This is a genomic window from Limnohabitans sp. Rim11 (genome assembly GCF_001269365.1).
GTDB lineage: Bacteria > Pseudomonadota > Gammaproteobacteria > Burkholderiales > Burkholderiaceae_C > Limnohabitans_A.
Window position 1 is genome coordinate 741,220 of record NZ_CXOM01000001.1, and the last position, 10,993, is coordinate 752,212.

Sequence of the window (10,993 nt, forward strand, 5' to 3'; positions counted from 1 at the left end):
GATTCAAATTCAGCGGCTTATGAAGCTTTGGTTAACCTTGGATTTTTCATCCACAAAATAGGTTGTTCTTTGACGGGGCGCGCTGGCGCACCATGTTGCAGCAGGGCCAGGTCAAATTGCTGACCTTTTTCATCTTGGAGTGCCACTTTTCTAATTTGCGCTACCACAGCAGTTTGTTCTTCTAACGATTTAACCGCTGAAGGCTGACAGACCGTCCGCAAGATGTGAAGCAAGTTGTCTTTGCCGCGCTCATTGGTGCTGCCATAGCCCTTGATGAGTTGTCCACAGCGTGCAACTTCTAAAGCCAGTGCGGGCGAACGAACGCAAGCTTGGCCAATGCCAGTTAGCCATTCTTCTATCAACAATTGTTCGCTGGCATAACGGCTGCCGATAGGGCGCAGCACGCGCATGGCAGCCAAGATACGCAAACTCACAAGACCCACAACGGAATGACGCGCTAACTTAATGGGCATAGACCAAGCAGCCTTGCCTTTTGCAATGCGTGCACGATCCCACTTCAATAAAGCCTGTGCCCAAGTAGAGGGCAACATGGCTGCTATCTCAGGCACACCTGGTTTGAAGTGGTCGTAGACTTTTAGCAATTCACCTTCTTTGAGTTTGACTTCAGTGGACACACGTTGCCAACGCGTTGCTTTGCTTTTTAGATGGGCCACTTGAATGATGTCGTCAAACGCCATCCACAGTGCCAACCATCGAATGGTTTCTGTGGTGACCGGGCATTCGGCAGAAGCAGCAGGGCTGGCCAATTCAATGGCTTTTAAATTTGACAAGCGGGTCACCATGAGCTGGGCATAGGACTCACTTTGGTATTGCACCAAACGATCAAATGCCAAAGCCAACAACTCGTGCGTGTGTTTGGGAAATTGCTGCGCAACCTGCGCTGGCAAGGCGGGTGCAGAACTTGTCTTGGGCGCAGCAGGTGTCAATACTTTTTCAACATACTGCGCTTGTTCGCGTTGCAGGCTGACCCGATCGAAGGCCAAGGTAAATCCACGCAGGCTGGCTTTTGCCGCATTGCTGTTACCAGACAACACCGCTTCGTAATGACGGCGCTCAAACGGCAGCAAACCACTGGCTGCAATGGCACCCAACATGACAGCGCTGACCATGGTGCCCGCTTGCTGGCACATGGCTGCCATGTCCAGTACATGGTGTCTTAAGCTATTGGCAGCAATGACATTGAACAGGGGTGCGTCGTCACGGCGACCATCGCCCATGACCATTTTCTCGGCCGTGGTCAGTGCGCGCGAAGATGAGCTGATGATGCAGGTACGGTCTGAGGATGCAAACCCATTGCCAATTTGCCTTGCGGTTTCTAACAACTCGGAAGAAATCAAGGCATCTAATCGGCCAGGCAAAGGGTTTAAACCCAGGACTGGTTTTTGCCCGTTCAGTTGACTGTTTGAAACGGGAAAAATTTCAAGATAGTAAGTGGTTGCACCTGTGCGCTGAGCCACGCCAGGAATAGAAGTGGCTTGAGCAGGGTAGTTGGCTACACGCGCAACTTCCACCAGCCAATCGGCCAAGACGCCACCGCCTTCGCCGCCCAAGGCGCACAACAAAATCGATACTGCTTGTGTCATGTTGATATCTATTCAGTTGCCATTAGGCAGGTTGCAAAAAGCGGGTGAACCACGTCTGAAGGCGTGCGCCCATGCGCTCCCACTGGCCAGGATTCTGAACCACTTCTGCTCGGTAAAAGGAAGGACACAAAGTGGCTGCATGGGCGTTTTCTCCGCACAAACCACAACCAACACAACCATCAATGACGGTAGCCACAGGGTCAACTTTCAAAGGATCGGGGTTGTCCTTCAAAGTGAGGGTGGGGCAACCAGAGAGCCGAATGCATGCATGATCGCCATTGCAAACATCTTCATCAACACCATACTTCACACGCTCAACACGTTGGCCTTTGGCCAGCAAAGAGGCCAGCCAAGGTTTGATGCGACGTTGCCTTTCAAGCTGGCATTCACCCTCCGCCACAATGACTTTCAGTCCCTGAAAGTCGGTGGTAAAAGCTTCAGTGAGCGTGGCCTGCATTTGGGCAACTTCATAGGTGTGAACTGTTTTGAGCCACTTCACTCCCAAGCCCTTTAGCGTAGACTCGATCACATGGTTGGTGTGCACCAAACTTTCTCGTTTGTCGCTGTTAATTTCTTTAGACAACTCGGTGGGTGTGTTGATAATGTCTTGCGTGCCAGTGGCCGACGTGTAGCCATTTTTAAAGATCAGCAATACTGCGTCGTCGCCATTGAACAGCGCGCTTTGAACGCCTGTTAGCAAACCGTTGTGCCAGAAGCCACCGTCGCCCATGACCGACAAAACTCGGCGCTTCATGAGGGGCGAGACGCCCGCACGGCTGGCCAAGCTCATGCCATAGCCCAAAATGGAATGGCCTACTGAAAACGGCTCAAACGTGGCAAGCGCATGGCAACCAATGTCACCAGAGATATGCACAGGGCCTACTGTTTCTTGGGCCAATTTCAAAGCAGAAAAAACAGGGCGCTCGGGGCAGCCAATGCACATGCTGGGGGGCCGTGCAGGCACAGGTGTGCCCAACATGGCTTGAACTTCTTGCCGCCTTTTGATATTGCCTTGCAACCATTCTTGAGTGGATGTGGGTACTGCATTGGGCTCGTGGCGATTCAGAAAATTCAACAAGCCATCAGCCATGACTTCGGCGGTGTACTCGCCACCCGAGGGCAACATGTCTTTGCCATGCAGGGGCGTTTGCAAATCCAAACGCCTTAGCATCAGTGCCAACTCTTGCTCAATGTACTCAGGCTGCCCTTCTTCCAACAAAAGAACGGCCGACTTGTCTTTGCAAAAATCTACCAGCTCATCGGGTACCAACGGATAGGTGACGTTCAAAACCAAAATGGAGACACTTGAAACACCAAAGGCATCGGCTAAATCAAATTGCTGCAGTGCCCTGATCAGGGTGTTGTACAGACCTCCTTGCACAATCAAACCCAAATGCTTGTGCTGGCTGCCTGGAAAATGTTCGTTCAACTTGTTGGCCTGAATGAACTCGCGTGCAGCTGGCAGCCGGTGTGCCACTTTGCGTTTCTCTTGTGCAAAAGTAACCGGCGGATGTGCCAAGCGCATGTAATCAAAGCCAGCGGGCTCAGCAATCAAATTCTTCTTTGAAAGCAAAGGGGCTTGATTGGTTTTGGCCACAAATTCACCGCGCACATGACAAGCGCGAATGCGCAGTTCCATCATGACGGGCATGTTGGAGGCCTCAGACAATCGGAAACCTTGCTCGACCATGTTGACCATTTGACCCAGCTCGGGCCGGGGGTCAAGCAAGCACATGCCCGATTTCAAGGCATAGGCATGCGTCCGTTCTTGAATGACGCTGGCACCTTCGCCGTAATCTTCGCCCACCACAATCAGCACGCCCCCTGTAACGCCTGGGGATGACAAGTTGGACAAGGCATCGGCCGCCACATTGGTGCCCACAATGGATTTCCAAGTGACGGCCCCGCGAATGGGGTAATGAATAGAGGCGCCCAACATGGCGGCAGCCGAGGCTTCATTGGAGCAGGCTTCTACATGTACGCCCAACTCATCCATGTAGGGCTTGGCCTGCACCATCACATCTAAAAGGTGAGAAACAGGGGCACCTTGGTAGCCACCGACATAGGCCACGCCCGATTGAAGCAAGCCTTTGGTGATGGCCAGAATGCCTTCGCCTCTAAATACTTCACCATGGCCCATGCGAAGGGCCTTGATTTCTTCGTGAAACGATACTTCCAAAAGTAACTCCAAGTCTATTGATGCTCAGGCAGCACCTGCATGATGAACTACTATAGCCAAGGAGCCTGTCTACCTGAGGTCACCCTCGGGAACACCCTGATAAGGTGCTGACGATAAATTCTCTATAGTGAAGGCTTGTTAATAAATTAGGCATATTTTGTGCATACACTGGAGGGTGTGGTTTTAAGCCTGACCATTCTGGTGCGCAGCTGCTGAAAATTAGCTGTCCTTGAACTTTTCGTTTTAATTTCTGGAGAAACCTATGAAAAAACAATTGCTGGCGGTTGCCATTGCTGCGTTGACCTGTGTCGCTGCTCAAGCAGACACCATTGCCAAGGTGAAGGGCTCAGGCACCATTACCATGGGTGTGCGCGATTCATCAGGTGCTTTGTCCTACACCTTGGGTGATGGCAAGTACGCTGGCTTCCACTATGAAGTCTGTCAACGCATCATTGCCAACGTCGAAAAAGCTGCTGGCAAAAAAGTCGAAGTGAAGTACCAGGCGGTCACCTCACAAAACCGCATTCCTTTGGTGCAAAACGGCACTGTCGACATCGAGTGTGGCTCCACCACCAATAACGCTGCTCGCCAAAAAGACGTTGCGTTTGTCTTGACCACTTTTGTGGAAGAAGTTCGCATTGCTGTGAAGGCCAACTCTGGCATCACTTCCATCGCGCAATTGAAAGACCGCAACGTGGCGACCACCACAGGCACCACTTCCGTGCAATTGCTGCGCAAGCACGAGCGCGCCAATGGCATTGACTTCAAAGAAGTCTTTGGCAAAGACCACGCCGACAGCTTCTTGCTGTTGGAATCAGGTCGTGCTGACGCTTTTGTCATGGACGGTCAAATCTTGGCTGGCAACATTGCCACTGCCAAAGCCCCTGCCGACTTCAAAATCGTGGGTGAAGTGCTCAACGTCGAGCCCATTGCCATCATGATTCGCAAAGACGATCCCGCCTTCAAGAAATTGGCTGACGACACCGTGCGTGATTTGGTCAAGAGCGGCGACATGGCCAAAATGTATGACAAGTGGTTCATGCAACCCATTCCACCAAAGAACACCCGCGTGGGCTTGGCTGCCAGCGATGCCACCAAAACCGCTTGGGCCAACCTGAACGACAAGCCTGCTGAAGACTACGCCAAGAAGTAAGCCTTCCAGACTTTGAGCAAACCCCGCCGGGGATAACTTGGGCGGGGTTTTCTTTTTGGGAAATCGATTTGGGCTTGTGTTTGGCTTGAGTTGGGCTTCAGTTGCGTATTGTGCAGAGATAGGAAATCACAATGACATGGGATTGGCAGTTTTTTTTGGCCGATGACGGCAGTGGCCGGACCTATCTGGAATGGATGTTTGAAGCCTGGCGCTGGACCTTGGCCGTGGCGGGTTGCTCCTGGGTGGTGGCCATGAGTGTCGGCGCCGTGGTGGGCACTTTGCGCACCTTGCCCGGGCGTCCCGTGGTGTCGGCGCTGGCCTATGCCTGGGTGGAGTTGTTTCGCAACATACCGCTGCTGGTCCAAATTTTCTTGTGGTACTTTGTGGTGCCCAAAATCTTCCCTGCTTTTCAACAAGTGCCTGGATTCTTGTTGGTCGTTTTTGCTTTGGGCTTTTTTACTTCGGCGCGCATTGCCGAGCAGGTCCGTGCAGGTATTCAGTCGTTGCCCAAGGGACAAAGTTATGCGGCCATGGCCATGGGCTTTACCACCGCGCAGTCGTACCGCTATGTGATTTTGCCAATGGCCTTTCGCATCATCTTGCCGCCGCTTACCAGCGAGTCTATGAACCTGCTGAAAAACTCTTCAGTGGCCTTTGCGGTGTCCATTGCAGAACTCACCATGTATGCCATGCAGGTGCAAGAAGAAACCTCGCGTGGCATTGAGGTGTACTTGGCCGTTACGGGCTTGTATGCCTTGTCTGCCTTCACGGTCAACCGCGTCTTTGCGCTAATCGAAAAGAAAATGCGCGTACCTGGTTTCATTGTTTCTGGCGGAAGCGGAGGTCACTGACATGTTTGGACTCGACCTTTCCTTTTTCGATCTGGACATGCTGCGCAAGTTTGTCTGGAACGGCCTTATTTTCAGTGTGCAGCTGACCATCACTGCCACCATTGGCGGCGTTATTTTTGGCACGGTGCTGGCGCTCATGCGCCTTTCAGGCTCCAAATTTTTGGCAGCTCCGGCTACGTTCTATGTCAACGGCATGCGCTCTGTGCCGCTGGTCATGGTCATTCTTTGGTTCTACCTGCTCATGCCGTTTTTGATCGGTCGCCCCATTGGGGCCGAGTGGTCGGCCATCATCACCTTCGTGGCCTTTGAGGCTGCGTATTTCAGCGAAATCATGCGCGCAGGCATTCAGTCTATTCCACGTGCGCAGGTGTTTGCTGGGCAGGCCTTGGGCATGACCTATGGGCAGAACATGCGCCTGATTATTTTGCCGCAGGCTTTTCGCAACATGCTGCCGGTGCTGCTGACGCAAACCATCATTTTGTTTCAAGACACCTCGCTGGTGTATGCCATTGGCGCCTACGACTTGCTCAAGGGCTTTACCAACGCAGGCAAGATTTATGGCCGACCCGAAGAGGCTTACATCATGGCCGCAGCGGTCTATTTTGTAATCTGTTTTGCACTGTCCTGGAGCGTCAAACGCCTGCAGGCCAGGATTGCCATCGTGCGCTAAAGCACGTGCTGAAATTGAGGAATAAAAATGATTGAAATTAAAAATGTCTCGAAATGGTATGGCCCTGTGCAGGTGCTTAACGACTGTTCTGTCAGCATCAACAAAGGCGATGTGGTGGTGGTTTGCGGTCCCTCGGGTTCGGGCAAGTCCACCCTCATTAAAACGGTCAATGGCCTAGAGCCGGTTCAGCAGGGCAGCATTCATGTCGATGGCGTGTCACTCATGGATGCCGGCACCAATTTGCCCCAACTGCGTTCGCGCGTGGGCATGGTGTTTCAAAGCTTTGAGCTTTTCCCGCACCTGTCGGTCACTGAAAACCTAACGATTGCACAGGTTAAGGTGCTGGGTCGTTCAGAAGACGAAGCGCGAGAGCGCGGCCTCAAAATGCTCGATCGTGTGGGCCTGTTGGCGCACAAGGACAAGTTTCCAGGCCAACTGTCGGGAGGTCAGCAGCAGCGCGTGGCCATTGCCCGTGCCTTGTCGATGGACCCCATTGTGATGTTGTTTGACGAGCCCACCTCAGCGCTCGACCCCGAGATGGTGGGTGAGGTGTTAGATGTCATGGTGCAACTGGCCCACGAAGGCATGACCATGATGGTGGTGACGCACGAGATGGGCTTTGCTCGCAAGGTGGCCAACCGCGTGATCTTTATCGATGTGGGTGGCCGCATTTTGGAAGACTGCTCCAAGGATGAATTCTTCAATCATCCAGAAAATCGACAGCCTCGGACCAAAGATTTCTTGAACAAGATTCTGCAGCACTGACGTTCAATAATGAACATCAGTGCTGATTACAGCCAAAGGGTCGTGATCAATCACCATGACCTGCCATTGACTTCCAGCCCCGAAGCAGGCGTTGAAAGGCGCATGTTAGATCAGAAGCCCTCAAATGAGTCTGCACAAACCTTTCAGCAAAGAGGGTTGTACTATTTTTGTTAAAACAGGACATCTACTCATTTAGATTTCAGCTAAATTTCAAACGTCCATCAAAGGGAAAACAATGTTCAGTCACGTCATGGTCGGTGCCAATGATCTTGAGGCATCCAAAAAATTTTATGATGCAGTTTTGGGCACGCTCGGCATTGCGCCAGGTGTCATCAATAACAACTCGCGTTATTTCTACAGAACACCCAAGGGTTCTTTTTCAATTACCAAGCCTCTAGATGGCCAGCCTGCAACGCCTGCCAATGGTGGCACGATTGGATTTTCGGCAGAGACCTTAGAGCAAGTGCATGCATTTCATGCCGCAGGGGTTGCCAATGGCGGCACGCACTGCGAAGAACCACCAGGACCCAGAGAAGGACCATTTGGAACGTTAAATCTTGCCTATCTGCGAGATCCAATTGGCAACAAGATTTGCGTTTTGCATCGACCTGCCAAGCCAGCCTAATAAGCGCTTAGCAACTTACTACCCGATGAGAAATCTTCAAATTTCTCATCGGGTGTCAGTTAAGACTTGTTGTAGATGCCAATCAAGAGTCGGCCTGCACCTTGGCATCCTTGATCACTTTGGCCCACTTCTGAGTTTCGCTGCGAATAAATTCTGCAAAGCGCTCGGGTGAACCGCCGCCATCTTCTGCGCCGTATTGATCAAACTTCTCAATCACATCGGGCATGGCCATGACACGGTTCATGTCTTCGTTGATGCGTTTAACAAAGGCGGGGTTCATGCGGGCCGGGCCTACCAAGCCGTACCATGTGGTGGCATCAAATCCACTGAAGCCTTGTTCTTCCATGGTGGGTACGTTGGGGTGACCTTTGGCGCGCTTGGTGCGTGTTTGCGCCAACGCAATGGCCTTGCCGCTTTTGACATGTGGTGTGGCAGAAGTCATGGTTTCAAAGCAATACTGAACTTGGCCACCAATTAAATCTGTGAGCGCTGGGCCAGAGCCTTTGTAGGGCACATGCAGGGCATCAATGCCTGCACGCAGCTTGAACATTTCAAGCGCCAAGTGTTGCGCCGAGCCACCGCCTGCAGACGCAAAACTGATCTTGCCAGGATTTTGTTTGCAAAGATTGACCAAGTCTTTCACCGTCTTGGCAGGTTGGCTTTCGTTGCAAATTAGCAAATTGGGCGTGACGCCCACCAAGCCAATGGGTGTGAAGTCACGCTCCACGTTGTAGCCCAACTTGGGCTGCAAACTGGTGGCCAAAGCATGGCTGTTGATGTGGGCCATCAGAAGTGTGTTGCCATCGCTGGGCTGCTTGGCCACAAAGTCTGCAGCTATCACGCCCGCAGCGCCGGCCTTGTTGTCAATGATGATGCTGACGCCCCACATGGCTTGAAGTTTTTGTGCCAGAACCCTGGCCAACGCATCGGTGCCACCCCCTGGCGGAAAGCCCACCACAATTCGAATCGGACCGCTGGGCAAGCTTTGCGCTTTGATCATGGGCGCGCTAAGTGTGGCTGCAGAGGCTACGGTAGCTTGCAAGAGGGTTCTGCGTTTCATGGTGTCTCCTGTTGTTGTGATGAAGATGGCTTGTATTGAATCAGGGCCTGATCAATGCGGGAATAGGGTTGGCTGAAAAATAGTCCATGGCAGCTTGCACGCCCGAACCACTTAATTTGACGCCACTGAGTTTCAATCCCATTTCGCAAGCAGACAAGGCTGCAATCAAGGTGAGGTCGTTGCAGTCGCCCAAGTGGCCAATGCGGAACATGCGGCCTTTTACTTTTCCCAAGCCAGTGCCCAGTGAACAATCGAAGCGCTCGTAGATGACTTTGCGCACAGCATCGGCATCAATGCCCTCAGGTGTCATCACGCCAGTTAGGATGGGTGAATACAGTTCGGGGTCGGCGCATTGCACTTCGAGTCCCCAAGCCTTGACCGCTGCCACAGCGCCTTTGGACCAGCGCTTGTGACGCGCAAAGACAACGTCCAAACCTTGACCCAGAATCATGTCGCAGGCTTCGCTCAAGCCGTACATGAGGTTGGTGTTGGGCGTGTAGGGAAAGTAACCTGTTTTGTTCATTTCCAGCATTTCGTCCCATGCCCAGAATGATTTTGGCAAGGTCGAATTTTTGCTGAATTCAATGGCCTTGGGAGAGATGGCATTGAAGCTGATGCCAGGCGGCAGCATCAAGCCTTTTTGGGAGCCACTGACCGTCACGTCCACGCCCCATTCGTCGTGACGGTAGTCGGCAGAGGCCAAACCAGAGATGGTGTCCACCATCAGCAAAGCAGGGTGCTTGGCATTGTCGATGGCACGGCGAACAGCGGCAATGTCGCTTGTCACACCCGTTGATGTTTCGTTGTGCACAACGCAAACCGCTTTGATACTGTGACCAGAATCTTGCTTGAGACGCGCCTCAATCATCTCGGCTTTAACGCCTTGACGCCAACCTTCAGCACCTGGCAAGCCGATGAATTCGGCCTTGAGCCCCATGCGCACTGCAAGCTTGTTCCACAAAGATGCAAAGTGGCCTGTTTCAAACATCAAGACGTGATCGCCTGCGGAGAGTGTGTTGACCAGAGCCGCCTCCCAAGCGCCCGTGCCCGAAGCTGGGTAAATGATGACGGGGTGTTGGGTTTGAAAGATCTTCTGCATGTCTTTCAAGACCTTGGATCCAAGGACGCCAAATTCGGGGCCGCGGTGGTCAATGGTGGGCAGGCTCATGGCGCGCAAGATTCTGTCTGGCACGGGTGAAGGACCAGGAATTTGCAAGAAGTGACGGCCTACGGGGTGAAAATCAAGCGAAATCATGAAAAAGATACTCCTTTGTATATCAGTATTTTTTGCATACAAAAACAATTTGTCAACCAAGTTTCGTTCATATTTACCCTATTGACCCTCAAATATTTTGCATACAAAATACAAATATGAGTGCAGAGATCTTATCTATCCCGCGTGCAGCCTTGCACGGCCAAGTGACCCACCGCCTGCGGCAAATGTTGGTGGAAAACCAAATCCAACCCGGCGCCAAGCTCAATGAACGCGCCTTGTGTGAGGGCCTCAACGTTTCGCGAACGCCACTAAGAGAAGCCATCAAAACCCTGGCGGCAGAAGGCTTGGTTGAGTTGCTGCCCAATCGGGGGGCCGTTGCGGCCAGCCTCAGCGTCGACGACGTGGTGCACACATTCGAAGTGATGGCATGTCTTGAGGCGCAGTCTGGCTGGCTGGCCGCAGAGCGCGTCACAGATCAAGAGCTGGCCGAAATCAAGGCCTTGCACTTTGAAATGATGGCAGCCTTTACCCGGCGCGACTTGTCCAATTACTACCGCCTCAATGCAGCCATTCATCGCGCCATCAATGCAGCGGCCAAAAATCCAATTTTGACGGCCACCTACGAACAAGTGAATGCGCGCTTGCAAGCCTTGCGCTTCAAGTCCAATCAGGACGAAGAAAAATGGAAGTGCGCCGTCAAGGAGCATGAACAAATGATTGATGCGCTCGACAGAAAAGATGCACAAGCTCTGCAGGACGTTTTGTTGAAACACCTTAACAACAAACGAGACGTCGTCGTGATGCAACTGCAAGCTGCAATCAACCAAGCCTCTGATCAGAACCAAAAAGCTTGAACCACAAGCTGCCATT

General features: G+C 52.3%; 11 protein-coding genes. 7 read left to right on the forward strand and 4 right to left on the reverse strand.

Annotation, left to right across the window (positions count from 1 at the left end; all coding sequences use genetic code 11):
• Positions 1–17: 17 nt before the first annotated feature.
• Positions 18–1,604 carry an indolepyruvate oxidoreductase subunit beta family protein gene (locus AMM03_RS03630; protein WP_090129057.1) on the reverse strand — a complete coding sequence of 529 codons (1,587 nt, stop codon included), beginning with the start codon at positions 1,602–1,604 and terminating at the stop codon, positions 18–20.
• Between the two features lie 22 nt (positions 1,605–1,626).
• Entirely contained in the window at positions 1,627–3,783 is a 2,157-nt protein-coding gene (locus tag AMM03_RS03635) for a thiamine pyrophosphate-dependent enzyme (RefSeq protein WP_090129058.1), read from the reverse strand.
• A gap of 262 nt (positions 3,784–4,045) precedes the next feature.
• Between AMM03_RS03635 and AMM03_RS03640 the strand changes: the two genes are divergently transcribed.
• The 6 genes from AMM03_RS03640 to AMM03_RS03660 all read left to right on the forward strand — a co-directional run bounded on the left by AMM03_RS03640 (position 4,046) and on the right by AMM03_RS03660 (position 7,847).
• Entirely contained in the window at positions 4,046–4,936 is an 891-nt protein-coding gene (locus tag AMM03_RS03640) for a transporter substrate-binding domain-containing protein (protein ID WP_090129059.1), read from the forward strand.
• A 131-nt stretch (positions 4,937–5,067) separates the two neighbouring features.
• Positions 5,068–5,787 (forward strand): amino acid ABC transporter permease, encoded by a 720-nt coding sequence (locus tag AMM03_RS03645; RefSeq protein WP_090129060.1) that lies wholly within the window; start codon positions 5,068–5,070, stop codon positions 5,785–5,787.
• Between the two features lies 1 nt (position 5,788).
• Complete coding sequence (locus AMM03_RS03650) at positions 5,789–6,457, forward strand: amino acid ABC transporter permease (protein WP_090129061.1); 669 nt, start codon at positions 5,789–5,791, stop codon at positions 6,455–6,457.
• 27 nt (positions 6,458–6,484) lie between these two features.
• Positions 6,485–7,222: an amino acid ABC transporter ATP-binding protein gene (locus AMM03_RS03655; RefSeq protein ID WP_090129062.1), complete on the forward strand. Its 738-nt coding sequence runs from the start codon at positions 6,485–6,487 to the stop codon at positions 7,220–7,222.
• Between the two features lie 109 nt (positions 7,223–7,331).
• Positions 7,332–7,418 (forward strand): cupin domain-containing protein, encoded by an 87-nt coding sequence (locus AMM03_RS14370; protein ID WP_369793664.1) that lies wholly within the window; start codon positions 7,332–7,334, stop codon positions 7,416–7,418.
• 39 nt (positions 7,419–7,457) lie between these two features.
• Positions 7,458–7,847 carry a VOC family protein gene (locus AMM03_RS03660; protein WP_090129063.1) on the forward strand — a complete coding sequence of 130 codons (390 nt, stop codon included), beginning with the start codon at positions 7,458–7,460 and terminating at the stop codon, positions 7,845–7,847.
• Between the two features lie 82 nt (positions 7,848–7,929).
• On the opposite strand, the gene AMM03_RS03665 is transcribed toward AMM03_RS03660, so the two are convergent.
• Together AMM03_RS03665 and AMM03_RS03670 are read right to left on the reverse strand one after the other, a co-directional pair.
• Positions 7,930–8,907 carry a Bug family tripartite tricarboxylate transporter substrate binding protein gene (locus AMM03_RS03665; RefSeq protein WP_090129064.1) on the reverse strand — a complete coding sequence of 326 codons (978 nt, stop codon included), beginning with the start codon at positions 8,905–8,907 and terminating at the stop codon, positions 7,930–7,932.
• Positions 8,908–8,947: 40 nt separating this feature from the next.
• On the reverse strand, positions 8,948–10,162 hold the full coding sequence (locus AMM03_RS03670) for a pyridoxal-phosphate-dependent aminotransferase family protein (RefSeq protein WP_090129333.1): 1,215 nt from the start codon (positions 10,160–10,162) through the stop codon (positions 8,948–8,950).
• A gap of 116 nt (positions 10,163–10,278) precedes the next feature.
• Here AMM03_RS03670 and AMM03_RS03675 point away from each other — a divergent pair, with 116 nt between their 5' ends.
• A complete protein-coding gene (locus tag AMM03_RS03675) occupies positions 10,279–10,977 on the forward strand; it encodes a GntR family transcriptional regulator (RefSeq protein WP_090129065.1) in 699 nt (232 codons plus the stop codon).
• Positions 10,978–10,993: the final 16 nt, after the last annotated feature.

Excerpts from the sequence above, each read along its gene's own strand:
- AMM03_RS03630 (WP_090129057.1), bottom strand. The coding sequence starts at position 1,604 with ATGACACAAGCAGTATCGATTTTGTTGTGCGCCTTGGGCGGCGAAGGC.
- AMM03_RS03640 (WP_090129059.1), top strand. The coding sequence starts at position 4,046 with ATGAAAAAACAATTGCTGGCGGTTGCCATTGCTGCGTTGACCTGTGTC.
- AMM03_RS03645 (WP_090129060.1), top strand. The coding sequence starts at position 5,068 with ATGACATGGGATTGGCAGTTTTTTTTGGCCGATGACGGCAGTGGCCGG.
- AMM03_RS03650 (WP_090129061.1), top strand. The coding sequence starts at position 5,789 with ATGTTTGGACTCGACCTTTCCTTTTTCGATCTGGACATGCTGCGCAAG.
- AMM03_RS03655 (WP_090129062.1), top strand. The coding sequence starts at position 6,485 with ATGATTGAAATTAAAAATGTCTCGAAATGGTATGGCCCTGTGCAGGTG.
- AMM03_RS03660 (WP_090129063.1), top strand. The coding sequence starts at position 7,458 with ATGTTCAGTCACGTCATGGTCGGTGCCAATGATCTTGAGGCATCCAAA.
- AMM03_RS03665 (WP_090129064.1), bottom strand. The coding sequence starts at position 8,907 with ATGAAACGCAGAACCCTCTTGCAAGCTACCGTAGCCTCTGCAGCCACA.
- AMM03_RS03670 (WP_090129333.1), bottom strand. The coding sequence starts at position 10,162 with ATGATTTCGCTTGATTTTCACCCCGTAGGCCGTCACTTCTTGCAAATT.
- AMM03_RS03675 (WP_090129065.1), top strand. The coding sequence starts at position 10,279 with ATGAGTGCAGAGATCTTATCTATCCCGCGTGCAGCCTTGCACGGCCAA.